Annotated in this window: 18 protein-coding genes, 1 tRNA gene and 1 pseudogene; 15 read left to right on the forward strand and 5 right to left on the reverse strand. The window is 55.5% G+C overall.

Features of this window, described 5'->3' with window-relative positions:
- Together istB and M3P21_RS21250 are read left to right on the forward strand one after the other, a co-directional pair.
- The coding region (istB, locus tag M3P21_RS21245; protein ID WP_249713415.1) for an IS21-like element helper ATPase IstB at positions 1 to 699 on the forward strand (699 nt) is incomplete at its 5' end.
- Between the two features lie 64 nt (positions 700 to 763).
- On the forward strand, positions 764 to 1,171 hold the full coding sequence (locus M3P21_RS21250; protein WP_249713417.1) for a recombinase family protein: 408 nt from the start codon (positions 764 to 766) through the stop codon (positions 1,169 to 1,171).
- A gap of 64 nt (positions 1,172 to 1,235) precedes the next feature.
- Here the strand turns inward: M3P21_RS21250 and M3P21_RS21255 are convergent, their stop codons facing one another.
- From M3P21_RS21255 to M3P21_RS21265, 3 genes are read right to left on the reverse strand one after another with little or no spacing between them, the layout of a single operon-like run.
- A complete protein-coding gene (locus M3P21_RS21255) occupies positions 1,236 to 4,247 on the reverse strand; it encodes a lysozyme inhibitor LprI family protein (RefSeq protein ID WP_249713419.1) in 3,012 nt (1,003 codons plus the stop codon).
- A 37-nt stretch (positions 4,248 to 4,284) separates the two neighbouring features.
- Positions 4,285 to 5,115 carry a M15 family metallopeptidase gene (locus M3P21_RS21260; protein ID WP_249713420.1) on the reverse strand — a complete coding sequence of 277 codons (831 nt, stop codon included), beginning with the start codon at positions 5,113 to 5,115 and terminating at the stop codon, positions 4,285 to 4,287.
- 7 nt (positions 5,116 to 5,122) lie between these two features.
- A complete protein-coding gene (locus tag M3P21_RS21265) occupies positions 5,123 to 6,556 on the reverse strand; it encodes an SEL1-like repeat protein (RefSeq protein WP_249713422.1) in 1,434 nt (477 codons plus the stop codon).
- 91 nt (positions 6,557 to 6,647) lie between these two features.
- Here M3P21_RS21265 and M3P21_RS21270 point away from each other — a divergent pair, with 91 nt between their 5' ends.
- Together M3P21_RS21270 and M3P21_RS21275 are read left to right on the forward strand one after the other, a co-directional pair.
- Entirely contained in the window at positions 6,648 to 7,511 is an 864-nt protein-coding gene (locus M3P21_RS21270; RefSeq protein ID WP_249713424.1) for a hypothetical protein, read from the forward strand.
- A 3-nt stretch (positions 7,512 to 7,514) separates the two neighbouring features.
- Positions 7,515 to 7,805, forward strand: a complete 291-nt coding sequence (locus M3P21_RS21275; RefSeq protein ID WP_249713426.1) for a hypothetical protein — start codon at positions 7,515 to 7,517, stop codon at positions 7,803 to 7,805.
- Positions 7,806 to 8,043: 238 nt separating this feature from the next.
- On the opposite strand, the pseudogene M3P21_RS21280 reads toward M3P21_RS21275, so the two are convergent.
- Positions 8,044 to 8,215, reverse strand: a pseudogene (locus M3P21_RS21280) (transposase); the annotation flags it as partial.
- Between the two features lie 203 nt (positions 8,216 to 8,418).
- Here M3P21_RS21280 and hisD point away from each other — a divergent pair.
- The 11 genes from hisD (at position 8,419) to M3P21_RS21335 (ending at position 14,894) form a co-directional block, all read left to right on the forward strand.
- Positions 8,419 to 9,720, forward strand: a complete 1,302-nt coding sequence (hisD, locus tag M3P21_RS21285) for a histidinol dehydrogenase (protein WP_249713428.1) — start codon at positions 8,419 to 8,421, stop codon at positions 9,718 to 9,720.
- 5 nt (positions 9,721 to 9,725) lie between these two features.
- Positions 9,726 to 10,205, forward strand: coding sequence for a UPF0262 family protein (locus tag M3P21_RS21290; RefSeq protein ID WP_249713430.1), 480 nt, complete (start codon positions 9,726 to 9,728; stop codon positions 10,203 to 10,205).
- A 3-nt stretch (positions 10,206 to 10,208) separates the two neighbouring features.
- On the forward strand, positions 10,209 to 10,667 hold the full coding sequence (locus M3P21_RS21295) for an arsenate-mycothiol transferase ArsC (RefSeq protein ID WP_249713432.1): 459 nt from the start codon (positions 10,209 to 10,211) through the stop codon (positions 10,665 to 10,667).
- A complete protein-coding gene (locus tag M3P21_RS21300; RefSeq protein WP_249713433.1) occupies positions 10,664 to 11,065 on the forward strand; it encodes a ketosteroid isomerase-related protein in 402 nt (133 codons plus the stop codon). Before M3P21_RS21295 ends, M3P21_RS21300 begins: the two co-directional genes overlap by 4 nt.
- Before the next feature lie 15 nt (positions 11,066 to 11,080).
- On the forward strand, positions 11,081 to 11,662 hold the full coding sequence (locus M3P21_RS21305; RefSeq protein WP_249713435.1) for a GNAT family N-acetyltransferase: 582 nt from the start codon (positions 11,081 to 11,083) through the stop codon (positions 11,660 to 11,662).
- Between the two features lie 24 nt (positions 11,663 to 11,686).
- Positions 11,687 to 12,562 (forward strand): carbon-nitrogen hydrolase family protein, encoded by an 876-nt coding sequence (locus M3P21_RS21310; RefSeq protein ID WP_249713437.1) that lies wholly within the window; start codon positions 11,687 to 11,689, stop codon positions 12,560 to 12,562.
- Between the two features lie 169 nt (positions 12,563 to 12,731).
- The gene (gene infA / locus M3P21_RS21315) at positions 12,732 to 12,950 is read left to right on the forward strand and encodes a translation initiation factor IF-1 (RefSeq protein WP_005978431.1); all 219 of its coding nucleotides are present in this window, start codon (positions 12,732 to 12,734) and stop codon (positions 12,948 to 12,950) included.
- 11 nt (positions 12,951 to 12,961) lie between these two features.
- Positions 12,962 to 13,531, forward strand: coding sequence for a Maf family protein (locus tag M3P21_RS21320; RefSeq protein WP_249713440.1), 570 nt, complete (start codon positions 12,962 to 12,964; stop codon positions 13,529 to 13,531).
- Between the two features lie 9 nt (positions 13,532 to 13,540).
- A complete protein-coding gene (locus M3P21_RS21325) occupies positions 13,541 to 14,563 on the forward strand; it encodes a ribonuclease E/G (RefSeq protein ID WP_249713442.1) in 1,023 nt (340 codons plus the stop codon).
- Positions 14,560 to 14,742, forward strand: coding sequence for a DNA gyrase inhibitor YacG (locus tag M3P21_RS21330; protein ID WP_249713445.1), 183 nt, complete (start codon positions 14,560 to 14,562; stop codon positions 14,740 to 14,742). The genes M3P21_RS21325 and M3P21_RS21330 overlap by 4 nt, the downstream gene beginning before the upstream one ends.
- A 77-nt stretch (positions 14,743 to 14,819) precedes the next feature.
- Positions 14,820 to 14,894 (forward strand) — tRNA-Phe (locus tag M3P21_RS21335).
- Positions 14,895 to 15,089: 195 nt separating this feature from the next.
- Here M3P21_RS21335 and M3P21_RS21340 read toward each other — a convergent pair.
- On the reverse strand, positions 15,090 to 16,322 hold a 1,233-nt coding region (locus M3P21_RS21340; RefSeq protein ID WP_249713447.1), incomplete at its 5' end, for an AAA family ATPase.

Here is a 16,322-nt window from a genome sequence, read left to right on the forward strand (position 1 = left end):
AGCGAGGAATATGCGACCCGGGAAACGCGGCGCATTGATGTTGCGCTCAAGACGGCCAAGCTGATGCCCATCAAAACTCTGGAAGGCTTTGACTTCTCGTTCCAACCTTCGCTCGACAGAGAACGCATCGCCGCGTTGGCCCAGTTGGACTTCATCCGCAGAGCGGAGGTGGTTCACTTCCTGGGCCCACCCGGCACGGGAAAATCCCACCTGGCGACCGCTTTGGGCGTCGCGGCTGTGAAGGCCGGAAAGCAGGTCTATCGCGCGACACTTGCTGAGCTGATCGAAGCCCTGGTCAAAGCAGAACGGGAAGGCAGACTCGCCGACAAAATCCGCTTCTATGCTCGCCCATCGCTACTGATCGTGGATGAAATTGGCTACCTGCCCATCACTCAGGGCGGCGCAAACCTGTTCTTCCAGCTCGTCAATGCCCGCTATGAAAAAGGCGCAATGATACTGACATCCAATCGTGGCTTCGCTGAATGGGGCGATGTCTTTGGTGATCCCGTCGTTGCCACCGCGCTTTTGGATCGGCTCTTACACCACGCCGTCGTCGTCCAGATCGAAGGGGCCAGCTACCGACTGCGCGGTCATACCGACCTGATCCCAGAACACACCCGCACAAACGCGCCCATCACACCGCCGCCACCGCCAAAGCGGCGCGGCCGTCCGCCAAAGAACGGAGCTGCAAGTCGCTAACCGGCTGACAACCGAAACCGCCAAACTGGGGAATTTTAACCTGCCCGTTTTGGGGAAAATTGAGATGCCATTGACAGTAGTGTTCAAGCTCGACCGTCTGGGTCGCTCAGTCCTGCATTTGTCCGATCTGTTGGTGCGTTTCAGAAACGAGGGTATCCATTTTTGCAGCCTTAGCGAAGGTATCAACACAACCACCCCCGGCGGCAAGTTGGTCTACCACCTGTTCAGCGCTTTCGCCGAATTCCAACGCGACATCATCGCCGAAAACACCATCGCCGGACTGGAGGCCGCAAGAAAACGTGGCACACGCCTCGGCAGACCGCCAGCGCTGGATATCGAAACCGTGCTAGCAGCGCAGCAATTTATCAGCCAGAAAGGTGTGTCAGTTTCAGAAGCAGCGAGGCGGATTGGGGTATCCAGAGCGACATTGGCGCGCAAACTGCAAAGGAAAGATGCGCTGTCAGGTATTTGAAAGGATTCAACGCAGTCCTCAATCGCAACACTATTCACGAAACTTCGCAACTCGGTTCGATGACTCACTGGGCATACAACCGGTATTCTAACGCAACTGGAAAGTTATAGTCACTTTCTTGAGACAGGTACTCTTTCAGGATGTCATCTTTCTTTTCCGATGTATTGGCAGTCAAAACTTCCTCAATAAAACCATCCAGCGCTTGCTCTAATGTTGTTCCGCGAGCAATGCGATACCGTTGTACGGCAGAACGCACATGCGCTGTGTCGCTAAATGCAGAAAAAGTTTGTTGAAATTGGTCAAACCAAGCGGCCTGTTTTAGAAGACTGGATTTAGTGCCTTTAAAACCATCAAGGGACAAGACCTCCATGTTGATTGCCGCCTCAAGCCGTTTGTCCCGCTCTTCAATAATGGAAGTTTCAAAATTGGGTCGCAAGTCTGATGGTATGGCGGACAAGCCCGGAAAACCTTGTTGTAGCTCGGCATTGACCGCCAAGGCTCCGCCCAGTGTAAGTGGTTGACTCGCTGCAAGCTCCAAAACAGGCTCTGCGATTGCTTTAGCACTAGCTTGTCTTTGTTCGCGAAGATGGCGCTCAAATTTACTCCATGAACCAGCCGTCATTGCACCTTTCAGTCGAGTGTCGCTCAAAGCACTTTCGATTGCGGCAATGCGAGATAGTTCATCTGCGAAGGCTAGTATTGCATTCCTACGGCTTTCGGATTCTGCAGAAGCAAGTGCTTCGCGGCGAGAATCAATGGCATCCAAATACTCTTGACGTTCGCTCGGCCAAAGAAACTCCCCGTACTTCCGAACAATCTCCTTTGCAGATTCCATAGATTGTAACGCGCTCTCGAAATCTGTTGTAGGAGGCGTTTCGGTTTGCGACGTCAATGCTATATTTATTCTGTTGCGAGCCGCACGGATTTTGCGCAGAGCAAAAACTGCATAGGCATGACCACCGTAGGAAAACCCGTCCTTTGGGTCCTCATATAACAGGTCTTGTGCTGTCGCCTTATATGGTTCCATGCGATCACGGGTAAAAGCGTTCGTCATGCAGGCTTTGATTTCTTTTTCGGCAGTCCTACGGTTTTCCAAAGAAATCCTGTCATAAGGCTGCCCAAACACCGGTACGAAATCATCGTCCGCGAACAAGCGAACGATACGCCACTCATCCCCCTTTTGGTTTGATCGAAAGAAATCCCGGTCCGGATACTCCTTTTTGAGCTTGTCGGTCCACGCTATGATCGCTTCGCAGCGTTCACGAGATGATGTGCCTGCCCAGAACGAGCCGCCATTGGCGGGGCGGACGGCGCTCGGCAAAATACGTTCGCTATCTTGGCTCAAACGCTTGGCCGCAAAGGGCCGACACTCGACGTCTGGAAAACTTCCCTTTCCAGAATTTGGATCAAACGTGAAGCGCTCCGGGCGAAGTTCCTGAAAGCCTGAATATCTGTTCACGTTGTCGCGTACGAACGTGATCTGCCCTGTACCAGTCGGGTCTAGCTCGCCTATGTAGTTGATTTCTTTTGCACTGTTGTTCACTGACGGATCGGGTGCCATCACCATTCTTGATTGGAAGGGTGCTTTGGCAGCCGCTGTTGTTGATTTGACGATGCCAAATTCAAAATCTACTGCAACTTCCTTTCTGGAAATTATACAAGTTGTCGTAGCATACCATTGACCATATTGTGTTGGTTGCGGTGCTATGCTTATTCGGCTGTCTGTACCTGACAGAACAACCGGAGTTTGTTCCGTTGCTATGGGCTTGGAAAGTGCCACAATATCAAAACCTTTTGCCTTCGCCTGTCGGATCAAAATGCCTAAACGACTATTTGTAAGGTTCAAAATGCACTGGTCTTGGTTTCTACTATTGTCGCAGCCTGCTCTGAACTCCAGCCAATCATTCTGCGATTTGAGCAACTCCTGCTGGTCGCTCTCGGACTCGGCGAATTCTAGGCTTTTTTGAAACACGACCGCGATTTGTCGATCCAGTTCTTTCAACTTGGGCGATGCGCAAATGATCTTGTGGGAGGCCGTTATCGGATTGTTGCAATCCACGGTCTGCTGCGTTCCCGCGTCTCTGTTTTGATCGCCGCTCGCACCGCTTGAATCCATCGTCGAACTGGTTCCTTCTGTCGACTGGCTCGTCGGAATCGAGGATGTGGTCAGAGGTTGCGAGAGCGGTGCCGCGCAAAACGCGATTAAATTGTCTAGTGCAGCAGAGAAACCAGCAAGCGGAATGCTCAGATTCTGTCCCGTTCTTGCGTCCTTTGCACTAAAAGCACTGCCAACTCTTAGTGCGCCGAATATGGAGTGGTTGACTGAAATCGTTGTGGCTAGTTTCATTTCGGGCGTAATGAGGATCATTGGCGCGGTCCCAAGACCCGTTCCATCGACGCTAAGTTCGATACTAATTGTCTCGGCACGGGGGATTCCAAAGCCACCTCCCAACGCTTGTGGAGAAACGAACAGAATAAGATTTCCGGGGTTATGAGGCCGAACATGCCCGCCGCCAGGATACTTCGTCGGATCAGTACCTGGACGCGTACAACCCAAGGAAACTGAACGCCCGGTAGCGTCCTGTACGAACGCTGCTCCTTGCCAATTGTGCTGGTCAGATTCAAACACCCATCTTTGTGTCGGTGAGCCAGTGATAGTTAATTGGTTTTGCCCGTTCTGCGTCTGTGCCAAAGTGACGTTCACGTATTGCGGCACACTGGATCGCCCGAATATTTCAACTTTTAGGGTAACATCGGGTGAATGGAGAATCGCATTCGCCAGTCCCGGTTCGAGCGATCCGTTGCTAAGCAAACGCGAGAAATTGGACCGGTTTTCTCGTTTGTTGAAGTACGCATCCGCAGTATCTCCGACCTGGCGAATGCCGAAACGATGGAAGTTTGCGCGATCTTGCGCGAGAATATGCTCTGGTTTTGAAAGAGGTTTCCCCGAGGAATTGACCCGGTCCTGTTGTCCGATTACGGCGGTGTATTGATCCAATAGCTGCTGTGCCATCGCCACAGAGGATATCGAAAAAATAGTCACAACTGCAGCAATGTAGGTCTTCAATGTAGGCATCCAATCCCTCATGTCGCGAGTGCCAAAAATATCAAGCTCAGCGTGCTGCTATCCGGCTGTACAGAATGATCTCCGGGCGATATTCGAAGTGCATCCCATCGAAATGATGCCACTTGCCGCCCCACACAAAACCGAACCGCTCCATCGTCCTTACCAGTGCCTCGGGCACTTTGTTGTGATACGGACCAACTTCACCCTCTATAGCACCTGTCCATTTCCAATATTGCCCAAGCTGTGGGTTGATATCGATGGCAATACCAAAGCTATGCGGACTCAGGCGCTTTGTTCCACTAATCCGCCTCCAATTGAAACCACCGCCCGGTTTCCGAAAGAAAGGAGAGAAGTCCTCGCTCTTGAATGACAAATGCGAAAGCGCCGCGCGCAGTTGACATGATACTCCGTGTTTCTCCGTAACCCAAAAGTCCGTTCCAGCAAGCCTGGGCTCAGTGACATTGACAAGGCTTTGTTGCGCTGACTCTTCATTATCAAAATAGGTCACCTCGAAGAATGCACCATTGCGTGGACGGCCCGGATCAAAAAAGGGCATCTTTCGTTGCGAGAGGTCAAAATCTAACGAGTAGACGTAGCTGAACTGTTCTTTGATGGTAGGATCGCGAAGAAGCTCTTGAGGTGATTTTGATCGATAACTGCCATACGCTATCCAATCTATGCCATCGTGTGAGATTTTTGTTCCATCTTCGGAGAACTGGATGCCTGGATATGACATCTTAAGTGCGATCTTTTCCGGTTCGCTGTCGATTTCTGGAAGTTTCAGTTTCAGATAGTCCACCGGTGTGCAGGCTTGAGCCGGGAGGGAATGGACCATGCACATTATCGAAAGAGGTATCCACGCCTTCAACTTTCTCATGTAAATCTCAGCTCTTCATCCGGCATTCTGAGAGCTTCTTCGGGAACCCATCAAATAGCTTTCCGATTTTCAGAACTGTTCCGAAGTCGCCTCCCAGCGTTTTCCAATCAGGCTCCGAGATGGAGTACTCGTCCAGAGTGTCCACCAAACACGTACAAAAATTGGCCTTACCAAATTTCTCGACACAACTGTCTTTTGCGCTGGTTCTCAAACTGCGTTGGCGGGCTACTTCACGCTCCTGCGCCTTACGTTCTACTTCCAGTTGCCGTTGTAGCGCTTCAGCAGCTTCACGTGTGGCCTGTTTTTCCTTTTCCTGCTCGGAAAGAGTCGGCTCTGTTCCGAATGCGTAGGCTTCAACATTAGCGTAGATGCGTTTGACGATTGGATCACTGCATCCGTATTGCGTGATTATCGAAGCGGAGTCCCTCTCGGCACTCTTCGCCAATCTGTCGGCTTCAAGCTCCATTTCGACCACGTTGCCTATGCCACCTTGCGCCAAATCCTGAAGCATACTGCCAATCGCCTCAAACCCTGCTGTGGGAACTTGCCCAGAATTCAGCCCAAGATTTAGGTCACCGCCCATCGCACCCGACAATGCGCGATTGGCAATGCCTTTTTCAATGGCCGGATTATGAAGGTGGACGCAGGATTGATCGAGAAAGTTGACAGTCGGAGCAAAGCTCTTGCTGAAATGCGAAATATAGGCGAGCGTGGGATCAACCTTTGCATAGCTTATCTTCCCAACACCTACAGTTCTCATATTTGAGAAATCGCCAGTATATAACGCTCGAATAATATGGGGTTGAGAATAGCTTTTAGGATCAAAGTTCCTCTCTATGGCAGCGGATTCAGTTTCCACTTGATTTGCGGGCGTCGGCGCTGACGGCTCGGGCTCAACCCTTGCGACCGGTTGCGAAGTTGTCGTGGGGAGTTCTGGTTGCCGCGTGCCCTCTGCAACAGCTTGTGAGTCCACACCTTGGGCCGCACCGTCAAGCGCATCGAGAACCTCTTGGGCAGGCAAGAATCCCGACTCTGCGGCGATCTGATACAAAGTAATGGCCAGTTCTTCATCCGGTTCAATTCCGGCGATACCATACATGTAGGCATCGGCTAGATATGCATAGACCGGCCCATACTCGAAGTTCTCTTCCAAGTTCAGGAACACTTCAACGCCTTCTTCCAGCCGAAAATTTGCCCATAAGGCGCGCCCAAGTTGGAACTGAAACCGAGCGGTGTCAGTGTACGTTTCCACGGCTTCGCGGCAAAACTTCACTGCCGGGCCAGGAATAATGTCCTCATCGGCGACTCCAGTCGCCCACCTGTTAGGATCGCCTGGATGGGCAGCGTACTCATCGCACTCGTGAACCTCTTGGTGCTCTTGCGCCAGAACAGGTATCCCGGCACAGGCAACTACAAAAAATGCACTCAACAATCTCTTCATGGCCGGGTTTTCCCCAAATCCGTGACAGTATGCTACGCTACGATAACCTGCAAACTCGCGATCTGTCTACGTCATGGGATAGGAGATGCGCATGCTCAGAACGGCCATCGCTTCACTTTTCGCGTTGCTCGCGCTTTTTAGCTGGACTTCAGAATGCGACGCGTTCACCTCTCAGGCGATCAATTTTGAACGTCTGCAACCCGCTATGGAAGGGCAGTCTTCAAAGTTGGTATTGATAAAAGGTGGCAAAAAGCCAGCGCCATTGAAACCGAAGCCCAACGCTGCGGCCAAGCCAAAACCGCAGGCGAAAGCGAAACCAAAGGCAGCAACCACATCCCGAACGGCCCCTAAACCAAAAACAAAACCATTACTGCATTCAGCGAATTCCACGGCAAAACCCATCGTGTCCCAAGTTCGGCCACGAACCAGTAAGCCGCTTTCATCCGAACAAATAATTAAGGCAAGAGCTTCCCTTCGGCAGTTGGGCACTGCCGACTTAGGTTTTCGACAAACAAACCGCGGTAACAGAAGCACGCTTAAGGGTCACACTTTGCTCGGAACGGGCAGGCAAGCTTTTTCCCAGATAAAAGAACCAGCATATCGCAGAAAAGCGATTGGGGCTTTTTTAGGAGATGTTAAAGCCTATCGGCTCGAACGCCCAATAGTCGTGCACAGGAGGTGGGGAGGAAAGGCTGAGGAAACTGGTAGTCCCTATGTCGGACGACAGCAGTACAAAAAAGCTGGAAATGCGCTAAGATATCAGGCAATACATGGTTCCAACTCACTGAAAGAAAAGTCGGCCCATGTAGTTCCTAAAGGAGCGATCATCCTGGTGGGAAAAGCGTCCGATGAATCCAATGAAAAAGGTTTCACTAGCCGTTCCGTTGGCGGCGGGGAGCAAATCTACATTGTCAATCCTAAACTTGCAAAGTCCCTTAGATTTCAGCTAAAATAGGGAATGACTAAATCAAAAGAAATTCATGAATTAGAAAATCGCGTAAGAACAATATTCCTTGATAAATTGCCGGAAGCTAGGAAAAAATTCAACTCTGAAGTCATTGAATTGATGGAAAATGAGATGCGTGATTTTCTTGAAGAGAAGGATTTCAAAAAGAGAGCGAGGATGACGGCGGGAATACTTAGGATCATGGTTGACTGCTTTGGGGGCGCTGATTTTGTAAAGAGCGAGTATGGTGATACGATCTTTGACTTGGTTGCCCTCTATTCCAAGCCGACGACAAACCTTTGATTAAAGCATTTCCGTTTCACGTTGAATCATATCCGGCCTCACAAAAGAAATTCCAAAATTCCTTGTGGCGGGAATGGCGAGATGCGCCCATTCGTAGCCGATAGCGCAGAAGGCAAGATGTTGGTGGTACTACCACCATCTTGGCAACGGAACCCGCTGCGCGTTCCCGTTAGCTCGTCAAGTTGTCGTGCGTGGCGGTCGTCCAGACTAAGCATGAGTGTGTGTCTCATGGAGTTCTCACGCAGCCGTTTGGCCTCAGATGCATCCATCCCGCCATACTTCTTACGCCAGCTATAGAATGTCGCCGAGCTGATGCCGTGACGCCGGCAGATGTCATCCGTCTTCGCACCAGCCTCGCTCTCTTTCAGCACGCCGATGATCTGTTCTTCTGAAAAGCGCTTCCGCTTCATGGGTCTTCCTCCTTCCTCCATTCAAAGGTGGAAAATTCCAGTTCGCAATGGCCCGGATATCGGGGGGAAGGTCAATGCCTGACGGGGCGCAGGACGATCTGTTCTACACCCTCGACCTGCGGCGCGTGAAATACACCTCGGCGCATAAGGCTTGAGGCCGCGCGAAACCGCAGGTATTCGAGCAGGGCAAAGGGGAATAATCGATGCCTGTATTTCTGGACACAACCGCGCCCGGTTTCGAAGCGGAATTCAGCGCGCTGCTGAGTGCCAAGCGCGAGGACAGTCCGGATGTGGATGCGGTTGTGTCCGGCATCATCGCAGATGTGCGGTCGCGCGGCGATGCGGCGGTGATCGAACTGACGTCAAAGTTCGACCGGCTGGACCTGACGCCCGAGACTCTGGCCTTTTCACGTGATGAGATCGACATGGCCGTCGGCGATGTCACGCCTGATGATCGTGCGGCGCTGGAGTTGGCGGCGGATCGGATACGCGCCTATCACCAGAAACAGATGCCCGAGGATGCCAGCTGGCAGGATGCCTGCGGTGCCACGCTGGGCTGGCGCTGGACCCCGGTGTCAGCGGCGGGGCTGTACGTGCCGGGCGGCCTGGCCTCTTACCCCTCTTCCGTGCTGATGAACGCGATACCGGCCAAGGTCGCAGGGGTTGAGCGGCTGGCCATCACGGTGCCCACGCCCGATGGTGCGGTCAATCCGCTGGTTCTTCTGGCTGCACAACTGTCCGGTGTTGACGAGATTTACCGCATTGGCGGGGCGCAGGCGATTGCCGCGCTGGCCTATGGCACCGATGCGGTCGCCCCGGTCGACAAGATCACCGGTCCCGGCAATGCCTTCGTCGCTGCCGCCAAGCGCCGGGTCTTTGGCAAGGTCGGTATCGACATGATCGCGGGGCCGTCGGAAATTCTTGTTATTGCCGACAAGGACAATAACGCGGACTGGCTCGCACTGGATCTGCTCAGCCAGGCCGAACATGACGAAAGCGCCCAGTCGATCCTGATCACCGATGACGCGGCGTTTGGCCGGGCGGTGGCTGACGCGGTGGAGACTCGCCTGCAAACGCTGGAACGCGCCGCCATCGCTGGCCCGTCCTGGCGCGACTTCGGGGCCGTCATCACGGTGCGCTCGCTGGACGAGGCCGCCGAGCTTTCGAACCGGATCGCGCCTGAACATCTGGAGCTTTGCGTGGCCGACCCCGTCGCTCTGTCGCAGAATACCGTCCATGCGGGCGCGATTTTCCTCGGCCAATACACGCCCGAAGCCATTGGCGATTACATTGGCGGGCCCAATCACGTGCTGCCCACGGCGCGCTCGGCGCGGTTCTCGTCCGGCCTCAGCGTGATGGATTTTCTCAAACGCACCACGCTCAGCCAGATGACTCCGGCGGCACTTCGTGCTATCGGGCCTTCGGCCGAAACTTTGGCCCAATCCGAAAGCCTTGAGGCGCATGGTCTGTCCGTGCGGGCGCGTCTCGATCAACTCAACAGGTGATGCCCATGTCGCGTATTGTCGATATTGCGCTGGACGACGCTGGTCTGCCGCCACCAACGCCCGAGATCGAGCAGGAGCGGCGGGTGGCCGTGTTCGACCTGCTGGAGGATAACAGCTTTGTGCTGCCGGCGCGCGATGATCGTGCAGTGCCCGATGGCCCTTACCGGGTGAACCTGTCGATCCGGGAGAAGCGGCTGGTCTTTGACGTCAACACCGAAGAAGACCAGAAAGCGGCCGAGTTTCACCTGTCTCTGGGGCCATTCCGGCAAGTGGTGAAGGATTATTTTCAGATCTGCGAAAGTTATTTCAACGCGGTCAAGACGCTGCCGCCCAGCCAGATCGAGACCATCGACATGGCCCGGCGCGGCATCCACAACGAAGGCAGCCGGGTTCTGCAGGAGCGGCTGGAGGGCAAGGTTGCGGTCGATACCGACACCGCCCGTCGCCTCTTCACGCTGATCTGCGTGCTGCATTTCGGAGGCTAGGGCGTGACGAACCTGCCGCAGTCGATCCTGTTTTGTTGCGATCACAACGCGGTTCGATCTCCGATGGCCGAGGGGATCATGAAGAAATTCTATGGCACCGGCACCTATGTGCAATCTGCGGGTGTTCATAATGATCTTGAGATCGACGGCTTCAGCATCGCCGTCTGTCAGGAACTGAATGTCGAACTGAGCCGCCATCGCTCGCGCAGCTTTGACGAGATGGAGCAATGGGGCGACGACCTCAGCTCTTTCGATCTGGTCGTGGCGCTGTCGCCCGCCAGCCAGCGCCGGGCGCTGGAACTGACGCGGTTCTTTCATCTGGATGTTGAATACTGGCCGATCATGGATCCGACCGGTCTGGGCGAGGGCCGCAACGACAAGCTGACCCATTACCGGCAGGCGCGCGATCAGATCATCAAGCATCTCAGGGACCGCTGGGGCGAACCGACGGAGGTACAATGACGGAAACGGTGAAACGCTATTTCGAGGCGTTCAACGCAGGCGATGTGGCGGGCATGCTGGCCTGCCTGTCCGATGATGTGGCGCACCATGTGAACGAAGGTCACATCAGGGTCGGCAAGGACCGGTTCGCCGCCTTTTGCGCCCATATGAACCGGTGTTATAAAGAGGAACTGACCGACATGGTGCTGTTCGAGGCTGAAGGCGCCACGCGCGCGGCGGCGGAATATGTGGTCAATGGCACCTATCTGGAAACGGATGAAGGGCTGCCCGCCGCCAATGGTCAGACCTATCGTCTGCCTGCCGGGTCGTTCTTTGATCTGTCGGATGGGCTGATTGCCCGCGTGACCACCTATTACAACCTGGCCGACTGGACCAAACAGGTCTCCGGCTCGGGCTGAGAGAGGAGCCGGAACATGCATATCGAAGCGCTGAGCGGTCAGAAACTGGTGGACTCGCTGGAGGATTTGGCGCGGCTTCGGATCGAGGTGTTCCGCGACTGGCCCTATCTCTATGACGGCGATCTGGACTACGAGCATGAATATCTGAAATCTTATGCCGAATCCGCCTCGGCCATTCTTGTCGGGGCCTTTGATGGCGACAGGCTGGTGGGCGGCTCGACCGGAATGGCGCTGCTGGAACATTCCGACGATTTCTCGGCCGCCTTCGAAGGCACCGATCTGGACCTGAGCCAGATATTCTATTGCGCGGAATCGGTGCTTTTGCCGCAATACCGGGGACAGGGGATCGGGCATCAGTTCTTCGATTTGCGCGAAGAGTACGCCCGTGGGTCGGGCTATGCGAAATCTGCTTTTTGCGGCGTTGTGCGCCCTGCAGATCATCCCGCGCGCCCGGCGCACTACCGCGCGCTGGACGGGTTCTGGACCAAGCGTGGTTATCACAAACTGCCCGGTGTGATCGCACAGTTTTCATGGAAAGATCTTGGTGATGACGCAGAAAGCCAGAAGAACCTGCAGTTCTGGATTCGTGACCTCTGAAATCACCACAGCCGGAGAGCCGTCTTGAAAATTGCCACCGCCGCCTATCCGCTCGACTGGCTCGACAGTTGGGCGCAATACGAAGACAAGATCTCGGCCTGGGTCGCAGACGCGGCTGGGCAGGGGGCGGAGCTTCTGGTTTTCCCCGAATATGGCGCGATGGAACTGTCGACACTGGCAGGGGCTGCGGCGGCCGGTAATCTGGCGGGTTCGATCCGGGCGGTGTCCGAACGGAAGCAAGAGGCCACATCGCTGCACCTGCGGCTGGCCGCTGAATATCGGGTGCATATACTGGGGGCTTCGGCGCCGGTAGCGGATGTCAACGGCCGACCGGTCAACCGTGCGGAACTCTATACGCCCGATGGGCTGCAGGATCATCAGGACAAGCAGATCATGACGAGGTTCGAGCGTGAGGACTGGCACATCGCGCCCGGCGGCCCGCTGAAACTGTTCGAGACCGCGTTGGGGCGGATCGGAATCCTGATCTGTTACGATTGCGAGTTTCCACTGTTGGGCCGTGCGCTGAGCGAGGCCGATCTGCTGCTCGTGCCGTCCTGCACCGAGGCGCTTGCGGGCTATTGGCGGGTACGGATCGGGGCCATGGCGCGCGCGCTGGAGAATCAGTGCGTTTGTGTGATGTCCTCGATCGTGGGTGATAATGCCTGGTCCGAGGCGGTGGATCGCAACACTGGCGCAGGTGGTGTTTTCGGCCCGCCGGACAAGGGGTTCCCTGCCACCGGAGTGCTGGCAGAGGGACAAGTGAATAGACCGGGTTGGACCTATGCCGAGGTGGACATGGCCAGAATCGCCGAAGTGCGCCGTGATGGTAGCGTCCTGAACCGCACCCATTGGGGCGATCAGGACGACCGGTCAGTGGCCCAGCCGGTGGTTCTGCGATAGGGCGCTGCGCATGGTTGGGTGGATCCAATCGGACCCGAAAGGACGACGTGGCGGCCTTGCCCCAAGAAAACAGGGATTTCGCGGCAAAGACACCTTGAAAAACGGGGCAAATGGGACCATTTAAGCGCACGGCCTGCATCTGAGCGGGCAAAACTGTAATGGAGACAACATGGCCAAGGAAGATACGCTCGAATTTCCCGGTGTCGTGAAGGAACTCCTGCCTAATGCGACGTTTCGGGTCGAGCTGGAAAACGGCCATGAGATCATCGCACATACGGCAGGAAAGATGCGAAAGAACCGCATCCGTGTTCTGGCTGGCGACAAAGTACAAGTCGAGATGACCCCCTATGATCTGACCAAGGGTCGGATCAACTACCGCTTCAAGTAACGCCTGCTTCTATGGTGTTCATTCTCGGATCGGGCAGCCCGCGACGGCTGGACCTGCTGGCCCAGCTTGCCGTGCAGCCCGATGCCGTGCGCCCTCCTGACATTGACGAAACCCCGCTGAAAGGCGAGCTACCGCGCCCCTATTGCATGCGGATCGCGCGCGAAAAGGCGCTGGCCGTCAAAGCGGCGGCAGGGGATATTGTTCTCTGCGCCGATACCACCGTTGCCTTGGGACGCCGGATTTTGGGCAAACCCGCCGATGCCGGAGAGGCGGCCGTGTTTCTGCACGCACTTTCGGGACGGCGTCACCGCGTGGTCACGGCGGTTGCGATACGACGGGGCGAGCGGCTCTGGCAGCGCGATGTGGTGAGCACCGTGAAGTTTAAGCAATTGTCGGATCTCGAGGTAAACGCCTATCTCGCCACCGGCGACTGGCAGGGCAAGGCAGGGGGCTATGCGATCCAAGGGCCCGCTGGCGCATTCATCCCATGGATCAGTGGCTCGTTCACCGGTATCGTGGGGTTGCCGCTTGCCGAGACTTCGGCGCTGCTTCAGGCGGCGGGCTATCCGCTGTATAGATAGAGAGGCTCCATGAAGGGACGCACGATCATCCTCGACCAAATTCAGGGCCGCGAGGCGGCGGCGCTGCTGGTTGATGGCCAGTTGGATGACCTGCTGATCGCCTCAGGCGCGCCCGTGCCCGGCACCATCTATCGGGCCCGCGCCGACCGCCCCGTGAAGGGGCAGGGCGGCATGTTCCTGACCACACCCGATGGCCCGGCCTTTCTCCGGCAGGTCAAGGGGCTTGCTCCGGGGGCGCAGCTTCTTGTGCAGGTCACCGGTTACGCCGAACCGGGCAAGGCGATCCCTGTCACTTCGAAACTGCTGTTCAAAAGCCGCTATGCCATCGTTACCCCGGGCGCGCCGGGCCTCAATGTCTCTCGCAGCATCCGCGACGAGGACGAACGCGACCGCCTGCAGGAGATCGCCCATGACGAGATGGGGAGCAGCGCCCATGGCCTGATCCTGCGCTCGGCCTGTGCTGGTGCCCAGGCGGGGGATGTCGCCGAAGATATTGCTCAGATGGCCGATCTGGCCGAACAGGTGCTGGGTGAGACCGGCGACGCGCCCGGCCGGTTAAGCGAAGGTGACGGTCCGCATGTTCAGGCGTGGCGTGACTGGACCGACCCGGCAGAGATCGTCACCCAGGCGGGGGGATTCGCGGAACATGGCGGTCTCGATCTGCTGGAGGACGCGCTGTCGAACCGCGTGCCCCTTGCGGGCGGCGCGTTTCTGTTTGTCGAACCCACCCGGGCGCTGGTCGCCGTGGATGTAAATACCGGCAGTGACACCTCGCTCGCGGCTGGCCAGAAGGCCAATTTCGCCTGCGCCAAGGTGTTGCCCCGTGCGCTGCGCGTGCGTGGGCTTGGCGGACAGATCGTGCTGGATCTGGCGCCTATGGCCAAGAAGGACCGGCGCGGCTTTGAGTCCGCCCTGCGCGCCGCCCTGCGCACCGATAGTGAGGAAACCAGCCTTGTGGGCTGGACCCCGCTGGGCCATTTCGAGCTGCAGCGCAAACGTGGGCGCATACCGATATCAGAGGTGCTGAAATGAGTTGCCCAATCTGTGGTCAGGGCGCAGATCGGACCTACCGCCCCTTCTGCTCGAAACGCTGCGCGGATCTGGATCTGGCCAGTTGGTTCAACGGCAGCTACGCGGTACCTTCGAGCGAATCCGAGGCCTCCGATGATCTGCCGGAGACCCCCGCAGATAAACTCGAACGGCCACACTAAAAAGATCAATTTCGCTCTGGACACCGTCTTGGCCACAGCATAGAAGGCCTCCACCCAAAGGCCCAAGCCTTTCCCGTGCCCGGGTAGCTCAGGGGTAGAGCAGTGGATTGAAAATCCTCGTGTCGGTGGTTCGATTCCGCCCCCGGGCACCACTTTTATCAAAGAAAAGCAATGTGTTGGCGGTTTTTGCCGTTGTCGCACTTCGTTGGTTAACTGCCCGGGACTGCACCGGGACTGCGGATAGGCACTTTACTATCTATCTACTCGCTTGCATAGAAAGTGTTCCTTATCGGTATGGTCGATCAGGCCGTTAGCCGTTCGGCCTGATCGTGCAGGGATCCAAGATCCTATTCAGCCGCTTCTTCAACAGCTTCCGGCTGAACAAACTGAATCCCCATCCAGTTGAGTTCTTCTCTCAGCATATCGGCAAGGAAACTGAGACCATCCAGCAAATCAGCAGGATCCCGAGCAGAGACCCAGTTTGCAAAATCAATTTTGTGGTCGTTGTGAGGACACAGCGTCGTGTGAAGCTCCCAGTTCATCCCTGTGTATAGGTCGTCTCGGGTTGTTCGTCCGTTGGCGATTTCAAGCAGAGCGGCGAGGGAAAGAACTGTATCTATATTCCGCTGCTCCAGCCAACCTTGGCCATTTGCATGCTCCCACCAAGCTCGCGGGAAAAGCTCTTCCAGACAATTGGGGAACAATAGGCCCAGATTGTGAGCTTCACTTACGATTTCGGACGAAGGCAACTTGAGAATCCTCACGTGCTTGGGTCGCTTTACCTCGTCATTGAACTGTTTGTATGCTCGTTCACCTTCCTCATCACAATCAACAAAACCAATTGAACGCCGCCTGTCACCTTCAAGGTGCTTGGTTTTGAACTCCCATGCCCGAAGCATGTTTCCCACGTAATTTGCCCCTGCCCTCTGAGGGGGGCGCGCAACTGAGATAGGCGTTTCTTCTGAGACGTTCATTGCTGCGATTAGCGCATTCAGCACAATGAAGTCAGATTCGCCCTCCACGTAGATTGTCGGAATTGCGGCTTCAAGGTCAGCAATGGTTCGCTGCATGGCAGCCCGCTCACGATCAGATACTTCCAATTGCGCCATTGCGTTTTCCATGTGGGGGGCGACAATTGGCATCACCCCCATTTTTTCATCGAGTTCATTGATAGACGGAAGAACTTTTTGTGTCTGGCTTCCCGCGGTGTCATCCGACTTGGACACAAAAGTTGTTGAGACCGTCAGGTTTTCTGAAGGCGACACGTTGAAAAAAATGGGAGAATGAGTGGTCAACAAGATCTGGGTTGTGTTTCCTGCTGCCAAGCGTTGAAACAGCCGAGACGTCTCACGCGCACGGCGCATCTCCAAGTTGTTTTCAGGTTCTTCGTAGGCCCAGATAAAAGTGTAGGGAGTGCCGCCTCTTTCCAACAAGGAACTCTTTTTATCGGCTATGAACTTAAGAATGAGAGGGACGTATCTGCCTTTGACGCCGTCACCCCTTTGATCAAGGGAGATTCTCTGTTCGCCATTCAAGAAGTCCAAAGTCTCGAAGATATGACTCAGGTCATTGGGGAGCTT

The organism is Ruegeria spongiae (assembly GCF_023502395.1).
GTDB classification, from domain to species: Bacteria; Pseudomonadota; Alphaproteobacteria; order Rhodobacterales; family Rhodobacteraceae; genus Ruegeria_C; species Ruegeria_C spongiae.